The sequence below is a fragment of the Streptomyces sp. NPDC039462 genome (assembly GCF_055639375.1).
Map to the genome: position 1 here is coordinate 388244 of NZ_JBVKAO010000002.1, position 25780 is coordinate 414023.

Here is a 25780-nt window from a genome sequence, read left to right on the forward strand (position 1 = left end):
GCTCCGGCCGACGTCAGCGGGTGATCGTCTGCTCCAGGCCCGGCACCTTCAGCGTTCCGCCGAACTGGGCCGCCTGCAACACCTTCACCTTGGTGAAGTACGCGATGGGGACGTTCAGCGGCGGCGGGTGCTCGGGGTCGAAGACGATCGGGATCAGCCCGAACAGGTTGCCCTGGAGCCGTTCCGTGTACATGATCGTCTGCCCGTCGCGGATCGTGGACGTGGAGCCCTCTTCCGCCCTGATGTGGTACTTCGAGCCGTCGGGGCCCGGGGCGATCTGGTGCAGGTCGCCGATGTCCGTGCCGTTGTCGACGGTGAACTTCAGCGCCTGCTTCTTCTTGCCGCCGGCCGTCGTGAGGTTCACGACGCCCTTGTAGTCCAGGCCCTTGAGGAGCAGGGAGCTGGCCTCCAGCTCCCACGGGTCGTCGGGGATCGGCACGGGCGTCTGCTCGGCCTCGCCGTCGACCTTCTTCTCGACCACGCACGGGAACGGCTTCTTGCCGTCCGCGTCCGGGGCCATGGGGTCGGTGACCTCGTCGTCCTTGGCCGCGTCGCCCTTGGGCTCGTCGCCCTCGGCCGTGTCGTCGGCCTTGTCCTCGGCGTCGTCCTTGAGGTCGTCGGCCGTGTCCTTGAGCTTGCCGGCGCCGTCCTCGACCTTGTCGGCCGTGTCCTCGACCGGATCGGTGGCCTTGTCCTTCGTGTCCTTGGCCGGGTCCTCGGGCGACGTGGACTTCTCGGAGTCGGAGTCGGAGTCGGTGTCGGAAGGCGTCGGCGTCGGGCTCGGGGACTTCTCGTCGTCGGGCGTGAAGACGTCCTTGAGCGCGTCCCCGACACCCAGCGGGTCCCAGGGGTTCCTGGTCTCGGAGGGCGCGGGGTCGGGCGCGGGCTCCTTGGCCGCGTCCTTGTCCTTCGCGTCCGGAGACGGCGACGTGCCCCCGGCGTCCCCGCCTGAGTCGGCCTTGTCGTCCGCGTCGGCCTTGTCGTCCGGGTCGGCCTTGTCGTCCGGGTCGGTCTTGTCGTCCGGGTCGGTCTTCGTGCCGGCTGAGGGCGAGGGGGTCGCCTCGGGCTCGGTGGTGTCCTTGCCCGGCTCGTCGCGGTCGGTCTTCTTCCCGGCGTCCTTCGCCTCCTTCTCGACATCCTTGGAGGCGTCGTCCGGCGCCGTGACACACGGGCCGTCCCGGAAGGGGTTCTTGGGGACACCAGGCTTCGCCTGCGCGAGCGTCGGGGTCAGGCCCATTCCCATGAGGACCGCACTCGGCATGGCCGCGAGGGCTATCGCCTTGCCCGCGGGCATCTGGAGACGGGTGAGCAGCGGCTTCCTGGGGGCCGCGTGACGCGGCCCGGATCTCGCACGGGACGCCGCCCCCGCGGCGTCCTCGTGGTGCACCTCGTCAGCCTGCACGGTGCCTCCCGTTCGTCCCGTCCACCGGGCTCGTTCCTGACAGATCGTCGGTAGCGCTCGCACCGTCCACACCGGTCGGGCCGCCCGCGACCGCGGGCTCGGGCGTCTTCCCCGTCCGCCCCTTCGCGCCCTTCACCGGTACGCTGCCGGGCTCGCCCCAGGCGATGCCGAGGGCGCCGCCGATCAGCGCGAGCAGGAAGCCGATGAGGAAGCCGCCGATGTTGGAGACGACCAGGGAGACCAGGGCGAGCAGGATCGCCGCGACGCCCGCGAAGACCCGCGTGTGCACCTGGAACCACATCGTCAGACCGAGCACCATCAGGAGTACGCCGATGATCAGCGAGCCCGCTCCCGCCGTCGTGGCCAGGGCCAGCGTCAGGTTGCCGAGCTTGATGTTGCCGTAGGGCAGGTAGGCGATCGGCACGCCGCCAAGGATGGTGAGGAGGCCTGCCCAGAACGGGCGGGAGCCCCGCCAGGCCCGGAACTTCCTGCGGTAGACCTTGAGGAAGTGCTCGTTCGGCCCCGGTGACTTGGCGCTCATGGGAAAACAGCTCCTTGGAACCGGCGGTACGTGAATTCGGTGAAGCTCTGTGGTGGCGGGCGGGAGAGACGTCCTCCGCGCCCGCCGGGCCAGTCGCTGTCCCGTGGTGCCCGCCCTGACGGGCCGGCGGGTCAAGGACTCAGCGCGTGCTCGAGCGGGTGCTCAGAAGCACTCGTTCTTGCCCTTGTGCAGCTTCATGTTGAGGCCGCTGAGCTTGAAGGTGCCCGCGCTGGTCGCCCAGGCCGTCTGCTCGATGTCCCGCAGGATGGCGCGGTCGGCCTCCTGGGCGAAACCGTTCGGGTTCGCCTGCTCGTTGCCGCCCTTCATGCCGGGGCCCTTTTTGGAGGACCCGGCGGCGACACCGATGTTGATGTTCCTGAACTCGGCGTCGGCCTTCAGCTGCGCCACGTCGATGTACAGGTTCTTGGCCTCGACGGGCGTCTTGCCGCCGCCCGCCCTCAGCTGCAGCGTGACATCGCCGAGCACCGGGATGTGCGTCACGACGGACTGGCACATGTTGGTGATCTTGGCCTTCTTGAAGGCCGAGACCGACACCGGGTGGGCGGCCTTCTCGCCCTTCATGTCGACACCGACGTCAACGCCGCCGTACTGGACCATTCCACGGCCGTCGAGCTTGTCGGCCGAGACCTTGAACGACTGGCCGGACACGCTGAAAGATGCCGCGAGCGCGCCCTGCGAGAGGGCGACACCTATCGCGGCGGTAGCCGCGACGCTCGGCACCATGACCACGGCGAACCGCTTCCATCTGGTTCCGCCACGAGCCACAGATTCCATGACTTTCCTCCTTCTCGGACGTACATCTCCGGCCCTGACTGCTCCCTTTCGGGCGGCTCAGCCGGGCAGGGATGGGAGAAGTGCTACGTCCTCGGGAAGGAGAGCGCCCGCATCGGAGGCGCGCAACCGCACCACGTTCACCGGCGATCACCCCCGAGCGACAACCACTGGTCGCGCCTGACGCATCACGCACAACCTCACGGACAGGCCCTGCCGGGAACGGCAGAGACCCCCCTGTCCAGACCGGCGACGGCGTCACCGGCCTGCTCGGTGGGGACCCAGAAGGCCCGCTCCCGACTGGCTTTCGGGTTGCGGGTCATCGGACCGAGCGTGGCCGATCGTGGTGCATTCTCGGCGCCCGCACAAGGGGGTTCGTTACTCGCTAGTAACGGCCCGATAACCGAAGCGCGACCGCGCGGTATCGGTCGGGCACGGACGGTGGCTCAAAGAGGCGGCGCAGAACGGAACATCAGTGGGCGTAACGGCCCAGAAGGATGCCGATGTCTTACTCCAAGTAACAGCGGCCGCGTTTGCCAAGTTTTGGCAAAGCGCGGCCACTGTGGTGCCTCGGGAACAGAGTTTTCACTTCTGCACCACGACACCCCGGGTTTAGGGACTGGTCAGAGAATCCCGGCTCAGAAGAGAACGCGGGCAAGCGCCGTGCGCGCCGACGTCACGCGCGGGTCCTCGGCGCCCACGACCTCGAAGAGTTCGAGGAGCCGCACCCGCGCGGCGTCCCGGTCGTCGCCCGCGGTGCGTCGCACCGTGTCGATGAGCCGCCCGAAGGCGTCCTCGACATGACCGCCCACCAGATCCAGGTCGGCCGCGGCGATCTGGGCCCGCACATCAGCCGGATTGTCGGCGGCGTCCTTGCGGACGACCTGCGGGTCGAGACCCTGGACGCGCTGGAGCAACTCGGCCTGCGCGAGCCCGAGTTTGGCCTCCGTGTTGGCCGGATCGTCGCTGAGCACGTTCTTGTACGCCTGGACGGCACCGGCGAGATCGCCCGCGTCCAGCGCCTGTACGGCCGCTTCGAGCAGGGCGTCGTAAGGACCGGCCGGCACCTCGGCGGGCGCTGCGGTCTGCTGCCCCTGCGCGTCGGCGTCGACCACGAGGCCGGTCAGGCCGAAGCGCTCCTCGCCGACCTGGATGAGCTGGTCCAGGGTCTGGCGGATCTGCGCCTCGGGAGCGGCGCCCTGGAAGAGGGGCAGGGCCTGTCCGGCCACCACCGCGAAGACAGCCGGGATCCCCTGGACCCCGAACTGCTGCATCAGCATCTGGTTCGCGTCGACGTCGATCTTGGCAAGGAGGAAACGGCCGTTGTACTCCTGCGCGAGCCGCTCCAGGAGGGGGCCCAGCTGCTTGCACGGCTCGCACCACTCGGCCCAGAAGTCGATGACGACCGGGACCTCGGTGGAGCGCTGGAGGACCTCGCTCTCGAAGCCCGCCTCGTCGACGTCGATGACGAGGGAGGCCGGGGAGACCGCGCCTGCCGCGCCCCCGCCCTGCCGTGCCGCGTCGGCGCGCGCCTGCTCCGCCTTCGCCTTGGCCTCCTGGGCCGCCTTCACCGCGGCGAGGTCGACGACTCCGCTCATGGACATGTTCCGTGGCTGCATGAGTACATCCTCCCCCAACCCGTGCGGGAACCGCGCCCGTCCGTCGGCCCCCGCCGGATTGCGGGGTCGCGGGCGGCACGGTTCGAGGCTCCGATGACGACCGGAGGTCCGGTGATCGGCCAGGGGTCCCCACCCCGTGCCGGTGATCGTGCTGCGTGGTTGTCGCTCGTGGCTTTCGCTACAGGTCGTAGCGTAACTGCCCTGTCACGGCCTGGGGAAGCACCCTCCGGTGATCTCCCTCACTCCGCACCCCGAGCGGCCGCGTACCGGCCGGTATGGTCGCGGCCATGCAGAGCCGTACGTCCACCACTCCGCCCGCCCGCACCGGCGGCCGCCCGCGCAGCGCGACCGCCGACGCCGCGATCCTGGAGGCGACCCGGCAGGGCCTCGTCGAGCTGGGCTGGTCCAAGCTGACGCTGGGCGCCGTCGCCACGCGCGCGGGCGTCGCCAAGACGACCCTGTACCGGCGCTGGGCGGGCAAGAGCGAACTGGTCGTGGACGCGGTGGCGGAGCTCTTCGACGAGCTGGAACTCCCCGACCGGGGCAGTCTGGCCGCCGACATCGAGGGCGTCGTCCTGCAGTTCGCGGTGCTGCTCGGGCGCCCCGAGACGAAGACGGCGCTGATGGCGGTGGTCGCGGAGTCCACGACGGACGAGCCGCTGCGGGACCGCATCCGCGCGTCCATCGTCGACCGCCAGAAGCGGCTGGTCCTCGCGGGCCGGGAACGGGCACAGGCGCGCGGCGAACTCCCGCCCGAGCCCGACCCGCTCGCCGCGTCCCGCACCGCCGACCTCATCTTCGACGTGATCGCGGGCGCGGTGGTGCACCGCGCCCTGGTCAGCGCGGAACCGGTGGACGAGGAGTGGGCGCGCCGCTTCACCCTCCTGCTCCTGAGCGGCTTGGCAGCGGCAGCGGCGCAGCCCTGACGGCTGACAGAGGCACGGTTCGGCCAGGGGCGCGGGGAACTGCGCGCCCAGCCCCCACCGGGCCGCAACCGAGAATCAGACCTGGTAACGGTCAGGGGCAAACAGCTCCAGGTTCTCGGCGACCCAAGCCGACGTGTGCTTGAGCCCCTCCGCGAGGGAGACCTCCGGAACCCACCCCGCCCACTCCCGGGCCCGGGAGTTGTCCGAGAGCAGCCGCTCGACCTCACTCCCGGAGGGACGGAGCCGCGCGGGGTCGACGACCACGGAAGCCTCCCGCCCCGACGCCGCGATCAGCGCCTCCGCGAGGTCCCCGATGGAGATCTCCCGGCCCACGCCGAGATTGACCGCGTGGCCGAGCGCCCGGTCGGCGACCGCCATCGCCATGAACCCCCGCGCCGTGTCCGTCACGTACGTGAAGTCCCGCGTGGGCGTCAGCGACCCCAGCTTGATCCCCCGGGCGCCCGAGTGCAGTTGGGCGAGGATCGTGGGGATGACGGCGCGGGCCGACTGCCGCGGACCGTACGTGTTGAAGGGGCGCACCACTGTCACCGGCAGCTCGAAGGCGTGCCAGTGCGAGAGCGCCATCATGTCGGCGCCGATCTTCGACGCGGAGTACGGCGACTGCGGCTGAAGCGGGTGCGCCTCACTGATCGGCGCCGTCAGCGCGGTCCCGTACACCTCGCTGGTGGACGTGTGCACCATGCGTCGCACGGAGTGCCGCCGACACGCCTCGGCGACGTTCTCCGTGCCGACCACGTTCGTCTGGACGTACGCGCCCGGGGAGTCGTACGAGTACGGGATGCCGATCAGCGCGGCGAGGTGGAAGACGGTGTCGCACCCGGCGACCGCGTCCATCACGCGCCCCGCGTCCCGCACGTCCCCCGCGATCATCTCGACCCGCGGGTCGCCCAGGAGATGGGCGAGGTGCCCCTTCTCCGCGTACGGCTTGTAGTGCACGAAGGCGCGGACCCGCGCACCCGCCGCCAGGAGCTGGTCGACGAGCGTCGAGCCGATGAAACCCTCGGCGCCGGTGACGAGGACGGTGCGGTTCTGCCACGAAAAGGCGGTCATGCGTACTCCAGGTGAGACGTGTGGTGGTGGGTGAGTCCGAGGACCCGCTCGGCGAGCAGGTCGGCCGCGCGGGCGTGCGGCCCGGGGTCCGCGGCGCCGCTCATCGCGGCGAGCCGCACCGGGTCCGCGAGCAGCGGCCCGATGAGCCCCACGAGACGGTCCGCGGTGGTCTCCGCGTCGGGCAGGAGGAGTCCCGCGCCGGCGTCGGAGAGGACCCGCGCGTTGTGGGTCTGGTGGTCGCCGGGCGCGTGCGGGTAGGGCACGAGGACGGCGGGGACGCCGGTGGCGGCGAGTTCGGCGACGGTTGCGGAGCCCGCGCGGCAGACGACGAGGTCGGCGGCGGCGTAGGAGAGGTCCATGCGGTCGAGGTAGGGGACGGCGCGGGCGATCGCGCCCCCGCCCTCGAAGGCGAGCCGGGCGCGCGTCTCGTCGAGCGCCGCGGGACCGGTCTTGATCAGCAGGTGGACGTCCCGTCGCTCCCGCCAGCGCGCCGCGAGGCCGACCGCCGCCTCCGTGAGGCGGGCCGCGCCGAGGCTGCCGCCGTTGAAGAGGACGAGCCGGGCGCCGGGCGGCACCCCCAGCTCGCGCCGGGCCTCGTCGCGCAGCGCCGCCCGGTCGAGCGCGGCGAGCGGCGCGGCGATCGGCATTCCCGTGGTGTGCGCGCGCTCGCCGCCCGGCAGGTGGGCGCGGCTGCGGTCGAAGGCGACGGCGATGTTCGGGGTGAGGCGGGCCGCGAACCGGTTGGCGCGCCCCGGCACGGCGTTGGACTCGTGGATGAGGCTGGGCAGCCCCGCCATGCGGGCGCCGACGATGACGGGGGCGCTGGGGTAGCCGCCCATGCCGACGGCGACCTGCGCGCCCTGCTCGCGCAGGATGGCCCGGCACTGGGCGCCGGATTTCAGCAGCGCGGCGGGCAGCAGATAGCGGCGGGCGCCGAGCGACGGGTCGAAGGGGATCATGTCGACGGTGTGGAGGCGGTAACCGGCGTCCGGTATCAGCCGGGTCTCCAGGCCGCGTTCGGTGCCGACGAAGGAGATCACCGCGCCCGGCACGGCCCGGCGCAGCGCGTCGGCGAGGGCGAGGCCGGGGTAGATGTGCCCGCCGGTGCCGCCCGCGCCGATGACGACGGAGAGAGTGGTTCGCATGGCAGTGGAGCTTCACGCGAGGGTCTAAGAGGGTTTTAAGAGCCGTGTTTGGCACCTTTGGTGCATGAGTTTCGCGAGCGTGACCAGCAAGGGCGGCCCGCCGGGCGCGGGCGGGGCGGCACCGCACCGGATCCTCGTCGTCGACGACGACCCCGAGGTCCGGGCCGCCGTCGAGGACGCCCTGACGGTCGAGGGCCACCATGTCCGGGGCGCGGCGGACGGGCACCGGGCGCTCACGGCGGTGGCCCGCTGGCAGCCGGACCTGGTGGTCCTCGACGTCCTGATGCCGGTCATGGACGGGCTCGCGGTCTGCCGTCAGCTGCGCGCCGCGGGCGACCGCACCCCGGTCCTCGTGCTGACCGCGCTGGACTCGGTGAGCGAGCGCGTCGACGGCCTGGACGCGGGCGCCGACGACTATCTGGTCAAGCCGTTCGCCCTGGACGAGCTGGTGGCCCGGGTGCGGGCGCTGCTCAGGCGTGCGACGCCGGAGCGGGCCGCGGACGACGGCGACGACCTCTCGTACGGCGATCTCGTCCTCGATCCCGCGACGCGCACCGGCAGCCGCGGCGGACGCCGCGTCGAGTTCAGCCGTACGGAGGCGGTCCTGCTGGAGCTGCTCCTGCGCAACGCGGGCCAGGTCCTGCCGCGGGACCTGATCCAGCAGGCCGTCTGGGGCCGGGACTTCGGCCCCGACTCCAACTCCCTCGCCGTGTACGTCGGTTATCTGCGCCGCAAGCTGGAGTCGGGCGGTGAGCCCCGCCTGGTCCACACCGTGCACGGCATCGGCTACCGGCTGGGCTCCCCGTGAGCGCGCGGCGCAGGCTCGGCGCGCGCTGGCGGCGCCGCAGGCCGCTGCGCACCCGCCTCGCGGTGATGGCGGCGGCCGCCGTCGCGCTGGTGGCGATCGGGGTGTGCGCCGCCGCGTTCTTCGTGATCCGCTACAAGCTGTACCAGCAGCTCGACCAGAACCTCGCCCAGTCGGCCGGGCTCATCGCCCAGCAGCACCGCACGGAGGGGCCCGGTGTGGTCACGGGCGAGTGCCGGTTCCTGGGCGCGCCGGCCTGCTCGCAGATCGTTCCCGCGGACGCGGCGGACGACCCCGCGAAGCCGTATCTGCTGCCGGTGAACGGGCCGACCCGAGAGGTCGCCGCGGGCCGCCGCGCCCCGTACTACTCGAACTTCACGCTGCCGGGCGGCAAGCCGGGGCGTCTGTACACCACCACCTTCGGCACCGAGGGCGAGGCGGTGCAGGTGGCGCTGCGCGCGGACATCGCGGAGCGCGGCGTGCGGCAGGCCGCGGGGCTGCTCGCCGCGGTGGGCGGCGCGGGCGTGCTGTTGTCGGCGGCCGGCGGCTACTGGGTCTCGCGCACCGGTCTGGCGCCGATCACCCGGCTCACCGCCACGGCCGAACGCATCGCGGCCACCCGTGACGCCCGCCACCGCATCGAGCTGCCGCCGGGGCCGCCCGGCCGCGAGGGGCACGAGGACGAGGTGACCCGGCTCGCCGCCACGTTCAACACGATGCTCGCCGAGCTCGAGGAGTCCGTGGCCGCGCGCCGCCGGCTGGTCGCCGACGCCTCGCACGAGCTGCGCACCCCGCTGACGGCGCTGCGCACGAACGCCGAGCTGCTCGCGAAGGCGGACCGGTTGACGGACGCGCAGCGCGACCGGGCGTCCGGTGCGCTCGGCCGGCAGCTGCGCGAGGTCACAGGTCTGGTCAACGATCTGATCGAGCTGGCCAGGGACGCGGAGCCGCAGCCGCTGCTCGAAGAGGTGCGGCTCGCCCCGCTGGCCGCCCACGCGGTGGACGCGGCCCGCGGCCACTGGCCCGCCATCCCTTTCACGCTCCAGGTGGCGCCGGAGGCCGCGGAGCTCAGCGTGCCCGGCGTACCGGCGCGGCTTTCCCGGCTCCTCACCAACCTCATCGACAACGCGGCGAAGTTCAGCCCGCCCGGCGCGCCCGTCGAGGTCGCGCTGACCACCACGGAGCTGACCGTGCGCGACCACGGGCCCGGCATCGCGGAGGAGGACCTGCCGTACGTCTTCGACCGCTTCTACCGCGCGGAGAAGGCCCGCGCGCTGCCCGGCTCGGGCCTCGGCCTCGCGATGGCCCGGCAGATCGCGCACGCGCACGGGGCGGAGCTCACGGCGGAGCGGGCGCCGGGCGGCGGCGCGCTGTTCCGCCTGACGCTGCCCGCGCCCTGAGGGCCCGCCCGGCTACTTCTTGTTCCAGGCGCAGCTGCCCAGCGTGGCCTTGCCCCTGCCGACGAGCCGGTCGGCGTCACGGGCCATCAGTACGCGGGTGTGGTCGCCCTTGCACACCACGGTGCGGTCCCCGTGCCCGGCCAGGTCGACGAGGATCTGGTCCCAGTGCCGGTACTGCACGTCGTGCCCGGAGTCCGCGTACGAGCGCACCTTCGCACCGCCCGGCAGCGCGTCCCGCCAGGTCTTCAGCGTCGCGGGCGGCACGGTGGTGTCCTTCTCGCCGCCGTAGAGGTACACGGGGGCGTCCAGCTTCGACAGGTCGGGTCCTGGACGCTCGCAGTACAGCTTCTGCTCGTGCACCTGGGGCGCCGGGTCGGCCTGCTGGCCGCGCTGGTTGTAGGTGCGCGCGCCTTCCTCGTACGCCGTGTCGGCGAAGCCCGGGATCGACTTCACGGGGCTGTCGTCGGGGAACGCCCACCACTTGCGCGGGTCCTTGATCTGGTCCTTCACGGCGGCGGCGAGCCGGTCGTCGGAGAGGGAGCAGTAGGCGGGCTTCGTACCGAACGGCGGCAGCGCGGCCGCGAGGTGCAGCTGCGAGATCCGCTCGGGGGCGCGCTCGGCGAGTGCCGCGGCGTAGGGTCCGCCGCCGGATATCGCGACGACGGACACGTCGTCCACGCCGAGCCGGTCGAGGACTTCGAGGGCGTCCTTCGCGAAGTCGGCGGTGCCCAGCTTCTCGTCGAACGCGGTGTCGCCGAAGCCGTTGCGCTCCACGGAGATGAGGCGCAGGCCCAGGTCCTCGCGGGTCGAGCGGAAGAAGTCGGTCATGTGCGAGGCGCGGGCGCTCGTGCCGGTGCCGCCGATGAACAGGACCGGCTTGCCGTCCTTGTCACCCGTGTCCGAGTAGTGGGCCGTACGCCCGTCGGAGAGCTTCGCGGCGCGCACCTCGGGGCCGAGGGAGTCGAAGTCGTCCTGGACCTTGGGCTCGGGCGGCGGGCTCGCACTCACCTCGCCGGAGCCGCCGACCATCAGCGCGCCGAGGACGGTGGCGGTGGCGGCTCCGATGGCGATGGCGGCGGTGCGGGCGTGGCCGGTCGAGGTCACGGGGTCTCCTGGGACGGGGGGTGGTTGACCGGCTCGGCGCCTGCCCTGACCCCTGCCCCTTAAACCTACGAATTCGCACCGCCCGGCGGGCGGGGGCACTCCGCCCGTTTTGCCCCCGTCTGCCGGCGCAGGCAGTGGGGCGTCCGCCGCTTCGCGTGTACCTGCGGGCCGGTGGGGGTTGCTCGCGCAGTTCCCCGCGCCCCTAAAAGACCCCGGCACGCCCCGATCGCACCCGTCAGGGTGGGCCCCGACCGTCCCCCTCAGGGTGGGCCCCGAACGCCCCCGTCAGGGTGGGGGCTGCATGCAGGCGGCGGGGCGCAGGTGCAGGCAGGGGCGCGGGGAACTGCGCGACCAGCCCCCACGGCCCCGCAGACAGCGACGAGGCGAGCCAGGAAGCGACCAGCCGCAACAGACCCGCAGGCAAAGGGAGCGCGCCCTCAGAACCCGGGCGGCTCCACGTAGACCCCCCACTCATCGCGAAGCACCCCACAGATCTCACCGAGGGTCGCCTCGGCCCGCACTGCCTCCAGCATGGGGGCAATCATGTTCGACCCGTCCCGCGCAGCGGCAAGCATCGCGTCGAGCGACCCCCGCACCCGCGCATCGTCACGCCGCCCCTTGCGCCCCGCAAGCTCCCGCACCTGCTCGCGCTCGACCTCGTGGCTGACGCGCAGGATCTCCAGGTCGCCGGTGACGGAGCCTTCGAGGCAGTTGACGCCGACGACCCGCTTGTCGCCCTTCTCCAGGGACCGCTGGTACTGGAAGGCGGACTCGGCGATCTCGCCGGTGAACCAGCCGTCCTCGATGCCGCGCAGGATGCCGGAGGTGATCGGCCCGATCGGGTGCTGCCCGTCGGGGCAGGCCCGCCGCCCCCGCTCCCTGATCTGCTCGAAGATCTTCTCGGCGTCGGCCTCGATGCGGTCGGTGAGCTGCTCGATGTACCAGGAGCCGCCCAGCGGGTCCGCGACGTTGGCGACGCCGGTCTCCTCCATCAGCACCTGCTGTGTGCGCAGCGCGATCTCCGCGGCCTGCTCGCTCGGCAGGGCGAGGGTCTCGTCGAGGGCGTTGGTGTGCAGGGAGTTCGTGCCGCCGAGCACCGCGGCGAGGGCCTCCACCGCCGTCCGCACCACGTTGTTGTACGGCTGCTGGGCCGTGAGCGAGACCCCCGCGGTCTGCGTGTGGAAGCGCAGCCACTGTGCCTTCTCGGTCTTCGCTCCGTACTCGTCCCGGAGCCAGCGCGCCCAGATGCGGCGCGCGGCGCGGAACTTGGCGATCTCCTCGAAGAAGTCGACGTGCGCGTCGAAGAAGAAGGAGAGGCCGGGCGCGAAGACGTCCACGTCCAGGCCGCGCGAGAGGCCCAGTTCCACGTACCCGAAGCCGTCCGCGAGGGTGTACGCGAGCTCCTGCGCGGCCGTCGCCCCGGCCTCGCGGATGTGGTAGCCGGAGACCGAGAGCGGCTTGTACGCGGGGATGTCGCGCGCGCAGTGCTCCATGAGGTCGCCGATGAGGCGCAGGTGCGGCTCGGGCTGGAAGAGCCACTCCTTCTGGGCGATGTACTCCTTGAAGATGTCGGTCTGCAGCGTGCCGTTGAGGACGGCCGGGTCGACGCCCTGGCGCTCGGCCGCGACGAGGTACATGCAGAAGACGGGCACGGCGGGCCCGCTGATGGTCATGGACGTCGTGACGTCGCCGAGCGGGATGTCCTTGAAGAGGACCTCCATGTCGGCGGCGGAGTCGATGGCGACACCGCAGTGGCCGACCTCGCCGAGCGAGCGCGGGTCGTCGGAGTCGCGGCCCATGAGGGTCGGCATGTCGAAGGCGACGGAGAGGCCGCCGCCGCCGTTGGCCAGGATCATCTTGTAGCGCTCGTTCGTCTGCTCGGCGTTGCCGAAGCCCGCGAACTGGCGGATGGTCCAGGTGCGGCCGCGGTACCCGGTGGCGTAGAGCCCGCGGGTGAAGGGGTACTCCCCCGGCCAGCCGATCCGCTCGAACCCGTCGTACGTGTCCCCGGGCCGGGGGCCGTAGACGGGGTCGACGGGGTCCCCGGAGAGCGTGGTGAAGTCCGCGTCGCGCTTGCGGGCCTTGTCGTAACGGGCCTGCCAGCGTCGGCGGCCTTCCTCGATCGCGTCAGCGTCCATACCATCGAATTTACTAGGACGTCCTAGTAAAAGTCGATGGCCAACCGCCACGGACCTGCCCGTGGCGGTGCGGGTTACGCCTTCGCGGTGACCGGGGAGCCGTCGGCGATCAGCGGCTCTACGTCACGGGCGACCTTGCGCTCGACGAAGAAGGCGGCGGTCGGGATCGTGCCCGAGACCAGCACCCAGAGCAGCTTGCCGAACGGCCACTTCGCCTTGGAGCCCAGGTCGAAGGCGAAGATCAGGTAGATGATGTAGAGCACGCCGTGCACCTGCGACACGACGAGCGTCAGACCCTCGCCCTTGTCGAAGCCGTACTTGGCCACCATGCAGGCGCACAGGATGAGGAGCATGACGGCGGTGACGTAGGCCATCACCCGGTAGCGGGTCAGCACGCTGCGTTTCATGGCTACGAGCGTAACCGCCCTTTTCACGCGATCTTCGCCGCCCCCGCCCGTACCGGAACGACCCGATCCCACTTCCCGCCGGGCGGGCCCTACTGCTCCTCGAAATCGCGCGCCGCCACCCGCAGGGGCCGCAGCATCGCGAAGATCTCCCCGCACTCCTCCGCGTCGTACACCCCGAGCCCGAAGTCCATCGCCATCAGCTCGCGGGTGGCCGCCTCGACGACCTCGCGGCCCTTCTCCGTGATGGAGGCGAGCGTGCCGCGGCCGTCGTTGGGGTTCGGGCGCTTGTCGACCAGGCCGGACTTCACCAGGCGGTCCACGGTGTTCGTGACCGAGGTCGGGTGCACCATGAGCCGCTCGCCGATCTTCGACATCGGCAACTCGCCGGCCTGCGAGAAGGTGAGGAGCACCAGCGCCTCGTAGCGCGCGAAGGTCAGTCCGTACGGCTTGACGACCGCGTCGACCTCGGCGAGCAGGATCTGGTGCGCCCGCATGATCGAGGTGATCGCGCCCATGGCCGGGACCGATCCCCAGCGCTGCTTCCAGAGCTCGTCGGCGCGGGCGATGGGATCGAAGGGGAGGCTGAGCGGCTTCGGCACGGCATCGACCTTACCCGCCGGTCATATGGTGGTCAGCCCCGTCTCGCAATTCGGTCGTACGTACGGCTCCGCGGCCACGGCCGGGCTCTGGCGCCCGCCGGGTTCGCGCTCGGCACCGGAGGCGGTGTGGCACAAGAGCTTGAATAGTCCTTTATGTAACGATTGCCGGGCTGACTGACCGTCACTGTCACCATCGCCCAAGGGGGCTGGATGCACCGGCTGCTCCGCACGTTCACGGCACTCGCGGCCCTCGCCGCCCTCGGGCTCCCGGCAGGCTGCTCCTCCTCGGACCCGGGGTCCGACGGCACGAAGGAGGAGGCGGCCGTGCGCAAGCCCGCCACCGCGAGCGCCGGGCCCCCCGCCGGCACCTTCTGGGTCGACCCCGACAGCCCCGCCGCGCGCCAGGTCAGGCAGTGGGAGGAACAGGGCCGCGCCGAGGACGCCGAGACGCTCAGGCGCATCTCCGAACGGGCCATGGCCGTGTGGCCGGCCGGGGACGATCCGGCACCCGACGTCGCGAAGGCGACGCGGGGCGCGGTCAAGGAGGACCGCACCGCCGTGCTCGTCGCGTACAACATCCCGCACCGCGACTGCGGCCAGCACTCCGCGGGCGGCGCGGCCAGTGCGGAGGCCTACCGGAGCTGGGTGGACACCTTCGCCGACGCGATCGGCGACGCCCCCGCCCTGGTGATCCTCGAGCCCGACGCGATCCCGCACATCGTGGACGGCTGCACCCCGGCCGAGTACCACGCGGACCGCTACCAGCTCCTCTCCGAGGCGATCCAGCGCCTCAAGCGGCAGCCGGAGGTGAAGGTCTACCTCGACGCGGGGAACCCCGGCTGGATCACCGAGCCGTACAAGCTCACCGAGCCGCTCCAGAAGGCGGGCATCGCCCAGGCCGACGGCTTCTCGCTGAACGTCTCCAACTTCCAGAGCGACGAGACGATCAAGTCGTACGGCCGCACCCTCTCGGCGACCGTCGGCGGCAAGCACTTCGTCATGGACACCAGCCGCAACGGCAAGGGCCCCCTGTCCGGCGACCGCGAGGACGCCTGGTGCAACCCGCCGGGCCGCGGCCTCGGCACCCCGCCGACCGACCGCACGGGCGACCCGCTGCTGGACGCCGTCCTGTGGATCAAGCGGCCCGGCGACTCCGACGGCCCCTGCCGCGGCGGCCCGGCGGCCGGCCAGTGGTGGCCGGACTACGCGCTGGGCCTCGCGCGGAACGCCAAGGGGGCCTGAGAGCCTGTCCTTGAGCCCGGAGCGCGGTGTTCAGCGGTCCGTGCCGACGTGGATCCACTTCGCCTCGGACGACGTGCCGTCCTTGTCGGTGACGAACAGCATGTACCAGCCCGGCGGGACGAGCGCCCGGTCCTCCCGCGGCACGTCCACCGTCACCTTGCCCTTGCCCTTGCTGAGCGCCAGCGCGATCGAGCGCTGTTCGACGTCCGTCGTGTGCGTCACCGCGCTCGGGCGCATCAGGCGGGCCGACGCGATGTTCTCGGGGTGGTCGGTGCGGAACGTCGCGCGGCCGTCCGCCGCCAGCTCCTGCGGGCCCTCGCCGAGCACCGGCCGGTTCTTGCCGCCCCGGTGCAGCGCGGGCGGCGTGAAGATCTCCATGCGCTGCTCGAAGTGGCCGAGCTTGGTGTTCTGCTCGTTGTCGTAGAGCGGGTCGGAGCCGAACGTGGCGACGCGGCCGTCGGGCAGCAGCAGCGCCTCCGAGTGGTAGTTGCGGCCCACCTTGGGCGCCGCGGCCTCGCGGAACTCGTTCGCCTTGGGGTCGTAGAACTGCGCCTTGTAGATGTTGCTGCCGCTGCGTCCGCGGTAGTCCTTCGAGCCGTTCGTCGTGAACACCGAGTCGTTCGGCATCAGCACGCTGTTCAGGTAGCGGGTGCCCTGCGGCAGTTGGGGGCCGGTCCTGAAGGACGGGTTGTCCTCCTTGAGGTCGATCACGGCCGTGCGCCGCGTCGCCTTGTCCGACTCGCCCACGCCCCCGCCACCCATGATCATCACCTTCTGGTCCTGGGCGGGCGGCAGCAGCACGGACGCCGACGTCTCGGTCTGGTCGAGGTCCTCCAGGCCTGGGACCTTTTCGAACTTGTTCGTCTCCAGGTCCCACAGGCCCGGCTCACGGCCCTTGTCCGCGGGCCCGTATCCCGCGTTGGACGCCGGGTAGAAGAGCTTGCCGCCCTTGGTGAGGAAGAGCGCGGGGTACGTCGGGAAGTACCGCTTGGGACCGTCCGACCACTTCTTCGTCTTCGGGTCGTAGATCTCGTTGTCGCCCGGGTCGACCACGCCCACGTCGTCGAGTCCGGAGACCGCGAGCACCTTGCCGTTCTCCAGGCCGACGAGCGTCGGGTACCAGCGGGCCTTGTCCATCGGCTCCACCGGGACGTACCTCTCGGCCTTGGGGTCGAACTCGTACGCCGCCTTGATCCCCTGGAAGTCCTGCTTCTCCATGTCGATCTTTTCGGCGATGCCGTAGGTGTTGTCGGCCTCCTCGCCGGTCAGTCCCTCGATCTCGTACTGCGCGGACTTCTCGGTGACCGCCTGCTCGCCCTCCTGGACCGCCTCGACGAAGACCCGCGCCTCGCTCGCCTTGACCTTCGTCTTCCAGGGCTGCATCACCCCGGACTTGGAGTACGTGATCTCGTAGTCCCGCTTCGCCTTCGGCACCTCCACGTCGAACTTGCTGACGTACTCGACGCCGGACGGTGAGCGGAACTTGGTGCCCTTCTTCAGGACCACCGGCTTGTCCGGGTTCTCGTTCTTCACGCGCATGCCGCCGCCGGCCCGCTCCACCTCGCCGTCGAGCAGCTCGTAGCGCGCGGTGCCGCCCGCCACCAGGAGCCGCCCGTCGGGGAGTTGGGCGTGCCCGGAGCAGAAGAAGTCCTCGGGCGTGGGGATCTTCTTGAACGTGTCGTTCTTCGGGTCCCACAGGACGGTGTCGAACGACCCCGCGTCGAATTTCTTCTGCTCGTTGCCGGAGCCCGCGACGATCAGCACCTTGCCGGTGTGGAGCAGCGCGGCGTGGATGGCGTTGGTGCGGTACTCCTTGGGGATGGAGACCTGCTTCCAGGAGCCGTACTTCTTCTTGTAGCCGGGCTGGGAGATCTTGTACTCGTAGTACTGCTCCTCGGCGAAGGAGAGCGCGGCGGGAGCGTTCAGTCCGACGAGCAGCGCGCCCGCGCCGACTCCGATGGCGGTCTTTCTCGTGCGCTTCGAGGGCCGGTAGGCCATGGGTCAGTTCCCTCCTGTCGTCGTGCCGGTGGCGAACGCCGGCTCCGGCTCGCCCTCCGGGCCCTCGGCCCGCAGGCCCGGCTCGCTCTCGGCGCGCAGGCTCGGCTTCTCCGCCTCCCGCCGCTGCCGGGCCGCTCTGCGCTCCTTGACGAGGCCGAAGGCCCAGACGCTGACCGGGGCCAGCGAGATGACCATCGCGAGCACCGACCAGGTGCGCATCGCCACGTGCGTGTGGTCGAGCACGAAGGAGGCGGCCAGCGACGTGCCGAGCACCACCGCCCAGAAGAGGTGGATGCGGAAGGTGAGGAGCCGGTCCGGGCTCGTGCCGTCGCCCTTGGGCGTGACGACGAAACGGCTGGGGCGGCGCAGGACGGCCGCGCCGAGCGACTTGGCGTAGATGGGTGCGGAGAGCGCCGACATCGCCATGCCGGCGAGGCCTCCGGAGCCCTCGGGCTCGTGCGGGGAGACGTTGTGCCTGCGGTTCCAGAGGTAGAGGCCGATCTGGAGTGCGGCCGCGTCGCTGTAGAGCATCAGCCAGACGGACGCGGCGACCTGGGTGCCGCTGGCCCCGAACCACAGGAAGAGCACACAGCTCAGCACGCCGAGCAGCCAGTTGACGGCCGTCATCGGGTAGTACACGAGCATCAGGGAGTACGAGAAGAGGCGTCCGGGCGGCATCGTGAACGGTGCCTTCCAGTACTGCTTGAACAGCGTCTCGTACGTGCCGCGCGACCAGCGCATCTGCTGCGTGAAGAAGTCCGTCCAAGAGGCCGGCCCCTCGCCGACGGCCAGCACGTCCGGGGTGTAGACCGAGCGCCAGTGCTTCTTGGTGACCGGGTTGCGGTGGCGGTGCAGCTCGAAGCCCGTCGCCATGTCCTCGGTGATCGAGTCGTGCAGGCCGCCTATCTGGGTGAGCGCGCTGATGCGGACGACGTTGTTCGTGCCGACGAACATGGGGGCGCGGTAGCGGTTGCCCGCGCGCTGGATGAGCGCGTGGAAGAGGAACTGCTGGGACTCCGCGGCCTTGGTGACGGGCGTCTCGTAGTTGCCGTAGACCTGCGGCCCCACGACGAAGGCGACGTCCGGGTCGCGGAAGTAGCCCATCATCCGCTCCAGGAAGTTGGGGAGCGGGACGTGGTCCGTGTCGACGGAGGCGAAGAAGTCGTACTCGGCCTGGTGCATCGCCAGCCAGGCGTTGTAGTTGCCGTGCTTGGTGCGGGCCTTGTGGGGCCCCTTCTCGCGATTCCACTCCGGCACCCCGTGCCGCGTGAAGTACCGCACGCCGAGCTCTTCGCAGAGAGCCTTGGCCTCAGGGGTGTTCCCTTCATCCAGCAGCCATACGTCGAGAGGACCGGGGTGGTGTATCCGGACCGCCCCTTCGAGCGTCGCCCGGACCATCGACAGGGGCTCCTTGCCCGGCACGTACGTGGTGAGGAACGCGACGCGGGTGCCGGCCTCGGGATACACGGGTATCGGATCCCTCGCCACCATCGTCGCGTGCGCGATCGAGACGACGTTCACGAGCATGAAGAGCTCGATCAGCCCGATCGCCACGAGCATCGTGATGTCCAACCCGATCAGCCAGCTGTCGGCGCCCTCGCGTTCGGTCCAGTGGGTGGGCCAGACGAGGTAGACGAGGAGGAGGCCGGTGAGGAGGGGGGCGAGGGTCATGAGGAGTACGGCGCGTATTCGGTGCGGTTCGCCGGCGAGCAGCTTCCGGTACCGGACCTGGTACGTCCCGTCCCCGCTCTCCTGCCCGCTCCCCTGCCCGTTCCCCCCTCCCTTCCCTTCGCCGCCTGCGCCGCCGTCCGGCTCCGTGAGCGGTCCGGCGAGCGTGCTGTGGGTCTCGTAGTCGTAGCCCTCCGGCTGCCGCACAGCGCCCTCCAGGTTCTGGTAATCCAAACGAGCCGATACCCACACAAAAGTGGACTTTCCCCGGCGTGTCGAACGGGGTTCGCCCGTGCGAGCGGTTTTGGGGTGGGGGGTTGCGGTGGGGGGTGGCTTGTGTGGGGGGCCGAGGGGGACGCCTTGTGCGCGTGGGGGTCGCCTTCGCTTCGTCTGTGGGGCGGGGCCGCGGGGGTATGTGCGTACTCGCCATCCCTGCGCCGCGCCTCAAGCCCAAAGACGCCACAGTGCGCTCAGTGCTCCGTTCGCACATACCCCCACGTCCCCTCGGGCGCGCTCGCGGCTGCGGCCCGGTGGGGCCCGCGACAACCGCCCGCGCGTGCGGGACGGCGTGGTGGCCGCCTCACGTCTCCCCTGCGGGCGTTATGGGGCGGCCTTGCCCGACAGAAGCCTTGCGCCCGCCCTGCGGGCCGTTGCAGGACCTTGCCCAACAGGAGCCTTGCACCTGCCCTGCGAGCCGTTGCAGGACCTTGCCCAACAGGAGCCTTGCGCCTGGCCTGCCGGCGTCGCGGGGCCTTGCGCGAGGGGAGCCTCGCCCTGCCCCGCACGCCGTTACGGGGCACCCGCCCACCCAAGCCCGCCGAACGTCACGGGGCACCGGTCTACTCGAACCCGCCGAACGTCACAGGCCACCCGTCTACTCAAGCCCGCCGAACGTCGCGGGGAACTCCCCACCCACCCGCCGCACTCCGCCGAACCTCGCAGGGGCCACCCCCACCCGCCCCACCCCTACCCTCGCGGGACAGCGCAGGGAGATCCCCACCCACCCGCCCATTTGCCCTCAGGACGTCGCAGGACAGCCCCACCCACCCCACCCCCACTCCCGCAGGACGTCACAGGGCAGCCCCACCCACCCCGCCCCTACCCCCGCAAAACGTCGCGGGGCAAACGGGTGGGTGGGTGGGGAACATCCGCCGCGGAGCGGCGGGCTTGGGGCTCCTACCCTGGCGGGACGGTGCGGGGAAGCCCGCCCACCCGCCCCCGGGAGGAAGGCCGTTACGGACGCGTGCGGCGCAGGCGGTGGCGGACCGCGCGCTGGGCGAGGGGCCCCAGGTCCTCGACCGCCGTCACGAGGACGGAGAGCTGCTCTAGGGAGTCGAGCGCTCGCGACGCGCCGACCGCGTCCACCCCCTCGTACAGCTCCATCCCCACGAACGACGCCCCCACCGCCCGCGCGAGCCCGACGGGGTCGACGAACTCCCCGAGCGGGGAGGCGGAGAGGACCCGCGTCAGGACCTTCTCGATCTCCGCAATCCAGAGGGCGAGCCCCGCCCCCGTGGCGGCGGCCAACCGGGGCTGGGTCTGCGCCCCGGCGAGCAACTGCCCGAGGACGGCGACGTGCCCCGCCTCGCGTTCCTCCTCGTGCATCTCCCGCCCGAAGGCGAGGAGTTCGGAGAGGGAGCCGATCCCGGCGAGGCGTTCGCGGTAGCGGGAGACCCGCTGCTCCGTGCCGTACCTGCACGCCTCCGCGAGCAGGTCGTCGACCGAGCCGAAGTGGTAGAAGACGAGCGCCTGGTTGACGCCGGCCGCCGCCGCGATGCTCCGCGCGGACGTCTTGGCGATGCCCTGCTCCGTGAGGGTCCGCAGGGCGCCGTCGAGGAGCTTGACCCGGGTCTCCTGGGCCTTGGAGGGATCCTTCGCGGCGCTCACGCGCGCGCCTCCTCGCGAACGGGACGCAGCCCGGGCCTGACCCCGCACGTCCGGACGTCGGTGTACGTCGCCTCGAAGGACCCCTCGTACCCGAAGAGCGGCCCGAAGTGCCGGTTCGTGACCCGTACCCGGATGCGGAAGCGTCCCGACGCGTCGTCGTAGGACTCCCGTACCTCCGCGTCGCCGCCGATCAGCGACGGCACGCGGCAGTCCACCGGGCCCTCCCGGAACCGGTGTTCGCCGGAGCGGATCAGGAGCGAGCCGTCGGGCTCGGCCCGGAAGTGCAGGTCGCTGGCGAGGTGCTGGTGCGTGCCGAGGTAGTCGAGCACGCGGTCGCCCCCGGGGCCAAGGACCATCTGGGCGTCGAAGCGGCGGGGCCCGCCGGGCAGATCGAAGGTGCGCACGAAGGTCACCGTCTCACGGCCGTACGTGTCGGTGTACGGCACGTTCTCGATGACGAAGGGTACGTCCCTGCCCTGGCGCGGGACGAGGATGTTGCGCGTGCCGCCGACCGCGAGGAACGGTTTCACGAAGCCACGCCCGTGCCAGATGCGGTCCATCACGCCCCGCCCCGTGCAGGCCTCGCCGCTCGCGAGGCCGACGGAGAAGCGGCGCCGGAGCTGCGGGTGCAGCCGGTCGAAGTCGGCGCCCATGGCGGTACGGAAGATCGATGTGTGCTGCGTCACGAGTGCTGCCCCTTCGGCGCGGTGAGCGGCGCGAGTGTGGCGAGGAGCCGTGGGTCACGCGCGCGTGCCGGTGGGGTGCGCAGGCAGCGGCGGGCCGCCGGCGTCGTGGGCAGCGGCGGCAGCATCAGCATCAGGGCCGCTGTCGCCAGGGCCGTCATGGGGGCGAGGACGACCGCGGCCACGACGAGGAGGACGCGGGCGGTGAACTCCGCGACCGCGTGCAGGAGGGCGCGTTCCGGGGTGATGCCCCGCTCCAGCCAGAGCCTGAGGCGGTCGAAGGACCAGGCCGTCGCCCAGCCCATCAGGGGGCGCAGCACGGCGCGGTCGGCGATCCTCCCGAAACGGCCCCAGCGCGGGCGGTAGTCGTACCCGGTGAGGAAGCGGATGTCGCCGTCCGGCGTCGGTACGTAGCGCCAGTAGCCGCTGCCCTCTTCGAGGAGGGAGAGCGGGTGCGGGCAGGCGAAACGCAGGGCGGAGGTCCTGGTGCCGTCGGGGCGCCGCTTCTCCCCCGCGGAGATCCCGGTGCCGGCGATGGTCAGGAAGGGCAGCACGCGCGTGGCGTAGCGGAAGTGCCGCGGCTCGCCCTCCCGGCACGGCAGGTAGTCGATCTCGGTGAAGCGAAGGTCCCACCGTTGGTGTGAGCCGGGCTCCTGGGTGCGTGCCCAGAGGTCGTCCAGATCGGCGCGTATCCGTGCCTCGATGTACAGGCCCACGACAAACCCCCACGTCAACGTGTTTTTGAGCGACTGCTCAACACGAAAGTACGGCTTTTTGAGCAGTCGCTCAAGTCGCTGAGCGAAAAAGAAGCCCCCACCCAAAGGGCGGGGGCTTCTCGGAGCGCGGGAGGGCTACGCGGACAGGTGGCGCTCCACCGTCTCGACCTTGGAGGTGAGGCCGTCCGTCACGCCGGGGCGGATGTCCGCCTTCATGACGACGGAGACGCGCGGCGCACGCGCCTCGACCGCGGCGACGGCGCGCTTCACGACGTCCATCACCTCGTCCCACTCGCCCTCGACGGACGTGAACATGGCGTCGGTCCGGTGGGGCAGCCCCGACTCGCGGACCACGCGGACCGCGTCGGCGACGTACTCACCGACGTCCTCGCCGACCCCGAGCGGGGTCACGGAGAAGGCGACGATCATGCGTTGACGACACCTTCCTTGCGGGCGCGCGAGGCGATCACGGCGGCCTCGGCCTCACGCTTCAGCTTGCGCTCGGCCATGAAGCCGCCGCCGGGGATGATCGAGAACGCGAAGTAGAGGATGCCGGTCTTGGCGTCCCACTTCGTGCGGTTCCAGGCGTCGAGCCAGAAGAGCACGTAGAGGATGAAGAGCACACCGTGGATCGGGCCGAGCACCGGCGCGACGTTGAACCCCTCCGCGACCGTGTACTTGATGATCGTGCAGACCAACAGCACGATCCAGGAGATGCCCTCGGGCACGGAGACCAGGCGGAGGCGGCGGAGTGCGGAAGCGGTTTTGATGTCCACGGGTCACCTTCGGTGGGACGGACGGCAGGCACGGGTGGGGGCTCGTCGGCGTCGATCTTGTGAACGGACGCACAAGCGACCCCCATTGTGACATCGGGGTGTTCTCCGGGTTCGCTCAGGGGCCTTCACCCTGTTCTGGGTGAGTACGCGGCGGCTACCGTCGATTCGTGGCTACATTTCGGCTCCAAGGGAGCAGAGTGCTCGCCGTCGACATGACCGGCGACGCCGTCAAGGCGAAGAACGGCTCAATGGTGGCGTACGACGGCCGGATGGCCTTCAAGAAGATGACCGGCGGCGGCGAGGGCATCAGGGGCATGGTGACCCGCCGCGTCACCGGCGAGCAGCTGACGGTGATGGAGGTGAAGGGGCACGGCACCTGCTGGTTCGCCGACCGCGCCGCGGAGATCAACCTGGTGCGCCTGCAGGGCGAGAAGCTGTACGTCGAGGCGAGCAACCTGCTCTGTACCGACGCCGGCCTGCGCACCGGCACCAGCTTCACGGGCCTGCGCGGCGCGACCCAGGGGAACGGACTGTTCACCACGACCGTCGAGGGCACCGGCCAGGCGGCGATCGTCTCCGACGGCCCGGCGGTGGCCCTGCGCGTCTCCCGGCAGTATCCGCTGACGGTGGACCCGGGGGCGTACATCGCGCACCAGGGCGACGTCCGGCAGAGCTTCCAGTCCGGTGTCACCTTCCGCACCTTCATGGGCGAGGGCGGCGGCGAGGCCTTCCAGATCCGCTTCGAGGGCGAGGGCCTCGTCTATGTCCAGCCCAGTGAGCGCACCACGATCGCCGGGGACGTGTGACATGCCCTTCCGTGAGATCAATTCGAAGATGGTCGAGGCCACCGTGCGGCCGGGCGCCAAGATCTTCAGCCAGCGCGGCGCCATGCTGGCCTATCAGGGAGACGTCTCCTTCACCCCGAATCTCCAGGGCGGCCAGGGCGGTCTGGCGTCCATGATCGGTCGCCGGGTCGCGGGCGAGGCGACGCCCCTGATGACCGTCGACGGCAGCGGCACGGTCCTCTTCGGGCACGGCGGCCACCACATCCAGGTGATCGCCCTCTCCGGAGACACCCTGTACGTGGAGGCGGACCGCCTGCTCGCCTTCGACGGCACGCTCCAGCAGGGCACCATGTTCCTGGGCTCACAGGGCGGCGTCATGGGCATGGTGCGCGGCCAGGTCAGCGGCCAGGGCCTGTTCACCACGACCCTGAAGGGCCACGGTTCGGTCGCCGTCATGGCGCACGGCGGCGTCATCGAGATCCCGGTCACCCCCCAGCGCCCCGTCCACGTCGACCCCCAGGCGTACGTTGCCCACCACGGCGACGTGCGCAACAAGCTCTCCACCGCGCTCGGCTGGCGCGACATGGTGGGCCGCGGCTCCGGCGAGACCTTCCAGCTGGAGCTCTCGGGGACCGGCGCGGTCTACGTCCAGGCATCGGAGGAAAAGCTGTGATTCCGAACGTCTCGACCGCCGCGGGGGCGCCCGCCGTGTTCGACCCCCTGACCCTGCCGAGCGACGACAACGTCAACGCACACACCTTCTGCGTGGAGCTCAAAGGCTCCCAGTGGTTCCTGCAGAAGGGAAAGATGATCGCCTACTACGGCCGGATCGACTTCAACGGCATCGGGCACGGCCGCCTCGACCGTTTGGTCCGGACCAGTTTCCATTCGCCGCTGCACGCGAGCGACTGGGTCGTGGCGGACGGCCAGGGCAAGATGCTCCTCGCCGACCGGGCCTTCGACGTGAATTCGTATGACTTGGAAGAGGGCAACCTGACCATTCGCTCCGGCAACCTCCTCGCTTTTCAGCCAACTCTCGCGCTCAAGCAGTCGATCGTTCCGGGTTTTCTGACGCTCATCGGCACGGGCAAGTTCGTCGCCGCGTCGAACGGCCCGGTGGTCTTCATGGAGCCGCCGATCCGCGTCGATCCACAGGCGCTCGTGGGCTGGGCGGACTGCCCCTCACCCTGCCATCACTACGACCACGGCTACCTCACCGGCGTGATCGGCGGCGTGCGGGCGCTGACCGGCATCGGCGGAACATCCGGCGAGGAGCATCAGTTCGAGTTCGTGGGGGCCGGCACGGTCCTGCTGCAGTCCACCGAGGCACTGCTGCCCGAGCAGGCCACGGGCGAGGTGCCGCACCAGGGGGGCGTACCCGGCGGACGGGGCACTCCGGGGCAACCGGGTCAGCAGCCGGGGGCACCGCGCCTTCCCGGACAACTGGGGGACCTCCAGCGTCGCTTCGGGCTGTGAGCGGTAGTCTGCGGAGTGTGACGGCGAACGCCTGTGCCCCTCCGAGAGGCAGGTGGTGCGAGGCGCGTCACATCCCACCATTCGTTCACCTTTCAACTTCTTAGGTAGAATCGATTCCATGGAGACCGAGACGGCCCCGCAGTGGCTGACCGACGAGGAACAGTGCGCCTGGCGTACCCACGTGGAGGTCAACAGGATGCTGACTTATCAGCTCGAAAAGGACCTTCAGCCGTTCAACCTGACCATGAACGACTACGACATTCTCGTTTACCTCTCCGAATCGGAAGAGCGGCGGATGCGCATGAGTGATCTTGCCGCCGCCACCCTGCAGTCCAAGAGTCGCCTGTCCCACCAGATCACCCGCATGGAGAACGCGGGCCTGGTGCGCCGGGAGAACTGCGAGTCCGACCGGCGAGGGCTCTACACCGTCCTCACCGAGGAAGGCATGGAGACCATGCAGAAGGTGGCTCCGCACCATGTCGCCTCCGTCCGGCGGCACTTCGTCGATCTCATCTCCGCCGAGGCCCTCGACGAACTGCGCAAGGCCCTGACCCCGATCGCGGAACACCTGCGCTCCCAGCGCGGAAAGCCCTGACCCGC

25 protein-coding genes are annotated in these 25780 nt (G+C 70.8%); 8 read left to right on the forward strand and 17 right to left on the reverse strand.

The features are described from left to right. Positions 1 to 13 precede the first annotated feature (13 nt). The 4 genes from ACZ7LU_RS12435 to ACZ7LU_RS12450 all read right to left on the reverse strand — a co-directional run bounded on the left by ACZ7LU_RS12435 (position 14) and on the right by ACZ7LU_RS12450 (position 4354). Positions 14 to 1402 carry a hypothetical protein gene (locus ACZ7LU_RS12435; protein WP_471916675.1) on the reverse strand — a complete coding sequence of 463 codons (1389 nt, stop codon included), beginning with the start codon at positions 1400 to 1402 and terminating at the stop codon, positions 14 to 16. Next, positions 1392 to 1943: a DUF6114 domain-containing protein gene (locus ACZ7LU_RS12440; RefSeq protein WP_471916676.1), complete on the reverse strand. Its 552-nt coding sequence runs from the start codon at positions 1941 to 1943 to the stop codon at positions 1392 to 1394. Before ACZ7LU_RS12440 ends, ACZ7LU_RS12435 begins: the two co-directional genes overlap by 11 nt. Before the next feature lie 162 nt (positions 1944 to 2105). Next, a complete protein-coding gene (locus tag ACZ7LU_RS12445; RefSeq protein ID WP_398301325.1) occupies positions 2106 to 2738 on the reverse strand; it encodes a DUF6230 family protein in 633 nt (210 codons plus the stop codon). Positions 2739 to 3373: 635 nt separating this feature from the next. Then, positions 3374 to 4354: a tetratricopeptide repeat protein gene (locus ACZ7LU_RS12450; RefSeq protein WP_471916677.1), complete on the reverse strand. Its 981-nt coding sequence runs from the start codon at positions 4352 to 4354 to the stop codon at positions 3374 to 3376. A gap of 287 nt (positions 4355 to 4641) precedes the next feature. On the opposite strand from ACZ7LU_RS12450, the gene ACZ7LU_RS12455 reads away from it, so the two are divergent. Then, entirely contained in the window at positions 4642 to 5280 is a 639-nt protein-coding gene (locus ACZ7LU_RS12455) for a TetR/AcrR family transcriptional regulator (RefSeq protein WP_398301321.1), read from the forward strand. A 75-nt stretch (positions 5281 to 5355) separates the two neighbouring features. Here ACZ7LU_RS12455 and ACZ7LU_RS12460 read toward each other — a convergent pair whose 3' ends face one another. Together ACZ7LU_RS12460 and ACZ7LU_RS12465 are read right to left on the reverse strand one after the other, a co-directional pair. Continuing rightward, positions 5356 to 6351, reverse strand: coding sequence for an SDR family NAD(P)-dependent oxidoreductase (locus ACZ7LU_RS12460; protein WP_471916678.1), 996 nt, complete (start codon positions 6349 to 6351; stop codon positions 5356 to 5358). Next, the gene (locus ACZ7LU_RS12465; protein WP_468563646.1) at positions 6348 to 7496 is read right to left on the reverse strand and encodes a UDP-N-acetylglucosamine--N-acetylmuramyl-(pentapeptide) pyrophosphoryl-undecaprenol N-acetylglucosamine transferase; all 1149 of its coding nucleotides are present in this window, start codon (positions 7494 to 7496) and stop codon (positions 6348 to 6350) included. Before ACZ7LU_RS12465 ends, ACZ7LU_RS12460 begins: the two co-directional genes overlap by 4 nt. A 64-nt stretch (positions 7497 to 7560) precedes the next feature. On the opposite strand from ACZ7LU_RS12465, the gene ACZ7LU_RS12470 reads away from it, so the two are divergent. Both ACZ7LU_RS12470 and ACZ7LU_RS12475 read left to right on the forward strand, forming a co-directional pair. Beyond that, entirely contained in the window at positions 7561 to 8304 is a 744-nt protein-coding gene (locus tag ACZ7LU_RS12470) for a response regulator transcription factor (RefSeq protein WP_471916679.1), read from the forward strand. Beyond that, the gene (locus ACZ7LU_RS12475) at positions 8301 to 9701 is read left to right on the forward strand and encodes a sensor histidine kinase (protein ID WP_471916680.1); all 1401 of its coding nucleotides are present in this window, start codon (positions 8301 to 8303) and stop codon (positions 9699 to 9701) included. Before ACZ7LU_RS12470 ends, ACZ7LU_RS12475 begins: the two co-directional genes overlap by 4 nt. A gap of 12 nt (positions 9702 to 9713) precedes the next feature. On the opposite strand, the gene ACZ7LU_RS12480 is transcribed toward ACZ7LU_RS12475, so the two are convergent. The 4 genes from ACZ7LU_RS12480 to ACZ7LU_RS12495 all read right to left on the reverse strand — a co-directional run bounded on the left by ACZ7LU_RS12480 (position 9714) and on the right by ACZ7LU_RS12495 (position 13949). Next, positions 9714 to 10805, reverse strand: a complete 1092-nt coding sequence (locus ACZ7LU_RS12480; RefSeq protein WP_471916681.1) for an alpha/beta fold hydrolase — start codon at positions 10803 to 10805, stop codon at positions 9714 to 9716. A gap of 437 nt (positions 10806 to 11242) precedes the next feature. Next, entirely contained in the window at positions 11243 to 12943 is a 1701-nt protein-coding gene (locus ACZ7LU_RS12485; protein WP_471916682.1) for an acyl-CoA mutase large subunit family protein, read from the reverse strand. A 74-nt stretch (positions 12944 to 13017) separates the two neighbouring features. Continuing rightward, a complete protein-coding gene (locus ACZ7LU_RS12490; RefSeq protein WP_398301307.1) occupies positions 13018 to 13350 on the reverse strand; it encodes a DUF3817 domain-containing protein in 333 nt (110 codons plus the stop codon). Positions 13351 to 13439: 89 nt separating this feature from the next. Further along, positions 13440 to 13949, reverse strand: coding sequence for a MarR family winged helix-turn-helix transcriptional regulator (locus tag ACZ7LU_RS12495; protein ID WP_362990340.1), 510 nt, complete (start codon positions 13947 to 13949; stop codon positions 13440 to 13442). 210 nt (positions 13950 to 14159) lie between these two features. Between ACZ7LU_RS12495 and ACZ7LU_RS12500 the strand changes: the two genes are divergently transcribed. After that, positions 14160 to 15191 (forward strand): glycoside hydrolase family 6 protein, encoded by a 1032-nt coding sequence (locus tag ACZ7LU_RS12500; protein WP_471916683.1) that lies wholly within the window; start codon positions 14160 to 14162, stop codon positions 15189 to 15191. Between the two features lie 30 nt (positions 15192 to 15221). Here the strand turns inward: ACZ7LU_RS12500 and glxA are convergent, their stop codons facing one another. The 7 genes from glxA to ACZ7LU_RS12535 form a co-directional block, all read right to left on the reverse strand. Next, positions 15222 to 17189, reverse strand: coding sequence for a radical copper oxidase GlxA (gene glxA, locus ACZ7LU_RS12505; protein WP_468089655.1), 1968 nt, complete (start codon positions 17187 to 17189; stop codon positions 15222 to 15224). 3 nt (positions 17190 to 17192) lie between these two features. After that, positions 17193 to 19064, reverse strand: a complete 1872-nt coding sequence (locus ACZ7LU_RS12510; RefSeq protein WP_471916684.1) for a glycosyltransferase family 2 protein — start codon at positions 19062 to 19064, stop codon at positions 17193 to 17195. 1026 nt (positions 19065 to 20090) lie between these two features. Beyond that, positions 20091 to 20744 carry a TetR/AcrR family transcriptional regulator gene (locus ACZ7LU_RS12515; protein ID WP_471916685.1) on the reverse strand — a complete coding sequence of 218 codons (654 nt, stop codon included), beginning with the start codon at positions 20742 to 20744 and terminating at the stop codon, positions 20091 to 20093. After that, entirely contained in the window at positions 20741 to 21397 is a 657-nt protein-coding gene (locus ACZ7LU_RS12520; RefSeq protein ID WP_398301466.1) for a DUF4166 domain-containing protein, read from the reverse strand. Before ACZ7LU_RS12520 ends, ACZ7LU_RS12515 begins: the two co-directional genes overlap by 4 nt. A gap of 29 nt (positions 21398 to 21426) precedes the next feature. After that, the gene (locus ACZ7LU_RS12525) at positions 21427 to 22143 is read right to left on the reverse strand and encodes a hypothetical protein (RefSeq protein ID WP_471916686.1); all 717 of its coding nucleotides are present in this window, start codon (positions 22141 to 22143) and stop codon (positions 21427 to 21429) included. 135 nt (positions 22144 to 22278) lie between these two features. Next, a complete protein-coding gene (locus tag ACZ7LU_RS12530) occupies positions 22279 to 22572 on the reverse strand; it encodes an MTH1187 family thiamine-binding protein (protein ID WP_362990328.1) in 294 nt (97 codons plus the stop codon). Continuing rightward, positions 22569 to 22919: a DUF3817 domain-containing protein gene (locus ACZ7LU_RS12535; protein WP_362990326.1), complete on the reverse strand. Its 351-nt coding sequence runs from the start codon at positions 22917 to 22919 to the stop codon at positions 22569 to 22571. Before ACZ7LU_RS12535 ends, ACZ7LU_RS12530 begins: the two co-directional genes overlap by 4 nt. 167 nt (positions 22920 to 23086) lie before the next feature. Between ACZ7LU_RS12535 and ACZ7LU_RS12540 the strand changes: the two genes are divergently transcribed. From ACZ7LU_RS12540 to ACZ7LU_RS12555, 4 genes are all read left to right on the forward strand, one after another. Next, complete coding sequence (locus ACZ7LU_RS12540; protein ID WP_468563658.1) at positions 23087 to 23725, forward strand: AIM24 family protein; 639 nt, start codon at positions 23087 to 23089, stop codon at positions 23723 to 23725. Between the two features lies 1 nt (position 23726). Continuing rightward, positions 23727 to 24377: an AIM24 family protein gene (locus tag ACZ7LU_RS12545; protein ID WP_468563660.1), complete on the forward strand. Its 651-nt coding sequence runs from the start codon at positions 23727 to 23729 to the stop codon at positions 24375 to 24377. Next, complete coding sequence (locus ACZ7LU_RS12550; protein ID WP_398301464.1) at positions 24377 to 25180, forward strand: AIM24 family protein; 804 nt, start codon at positions 24377 to 24379, stop codon at positions 25178 to 25180. The genes ACZ7LU_RS12545 and ACZ7LU_RS12550 overlap by 1 nt, the downstream gene beginning before the upstream one ends. Positions 25181 to 25298: 118 nt before the next feature. Beyond that, positions 25299 to 25775, forward strand: coding sequence for a MarR family winged helix-turn-helix transcriptional regulator (locus ACZ7LU_RS12555; protein ID WP_398301291.1), 477 nt, complete (start codon positions 25299 to 25301; stop codon positions 25773 to 25775). The last annotated feature ends 5 nt before the right edge of the window (positions 25776 to 25780 follow it).

Coding starts and splice junctions, on each gene's coding strand:
- ACZ7LU_RS12485 (WP_471916682.1), bottom strand. CDS start 12,943: ATGGACGCTGACGCGATCGAGGAAGGCCGCCGACGCTGGCAGGCCCGT.
- ACZ7LU_RS12555 (WP_398301291.1), top strand. CDS start 25,299: ATGGAGACCGAGACGGCCCCGCAGTGGCTGACCGACGAGGAACAGTGC.
- ACZ7LU_RS12530 (WP_362990328.1), bottom strand. CDS start 22,572: ATGATCGTCGCCTTCTCCGTGACCCCGCTCGGGGTCGGCGAGGACGTC.
- ACZ7LU_RS12440 (WP_471916676.1), bottom strand. CDS start 1,943: ATGAGCGCCAAGTCACCGGGGCCGAACGAGCACTTCCTCAAGGTCTAC.
- ACZ7LU_RS12500 (WP_471916683.1), top strand. CDS start 14,160: ATGCACCGGCTGCTCCGCACGTTCACGGCACTCGCGGCCCTCGCCGCC.
- ACZ7LU_RS12445 (WP_398301325.1), bottom strand. CDS start 2,738: ATGGAATCTGTGGCTCGTGGCGGAACCAGATGGAAGCGGTTCGCCGTG.
- ACZ7LU_RS12520 (WP_398301466.1), bottom strand. CDS start 21,397: ATGGGCGCCGACTTCGACCGGCTGCACCCGCAGCTCCGGCGCCGCTTC.
- ACZ7LU_RS12455 (WP_398301321.1), top strand. CDS start 4,642: ATGCAGAGCCGTACGTCCACCACTCCGCCCGCCCGCACCGGCGGCCGC.
- ACZ7LU_RS12450 (WP_471916677.1), bottom strand. CDS start 4,354: ATGCAGCCACGGAACATGTCCATGAGCGGAGTCGTCGACCTCGCCGCG.
- ACZ7LU_RS12545 (WP_468563660.1), top strand. CDS start 23,727: ATGCCCTTCCGTGAGATCAATTCGAAGATGGTCGAGGCCACCGTGCGG.
- ACZ7LU_RS12465 (WP_468563646.1), bottom strand. CDS start 7,496: ATGCGAACCACTCTCTCCGTCGTCATCGGCGCGGGCGGCACCGGCGGG.
- ACZ7LU_RS12460 (WP_471916678.1), bottom strand. CDS start 6,351: ATGACCGCCTTTTCGTGGCAGAACCGCACCGTCCTCGTCACCGGCGCC.
- glxA (WP_468089655.1), bottom strand. CDS start 17,189: ATGGCCTACCGGCCCTCGAAGCGCACGAGAAAGACCGCCATCGGAGTC.
- ACZ7LU_RS12470 (WP_471916679.1), top strand. CDS start 7,561: ATGAGTTTCGCGAGCGTGACCAGCAAGGGCGGCCCGCCGGGCGCGGGC.
- ACZ7LU_RS12490 (WP_398301307.1), bottom strand. CDS start 13,350: ATGAAACGCAGCGTGCTGACCCGCTACCGGGTGATGGCCTACGTCACC.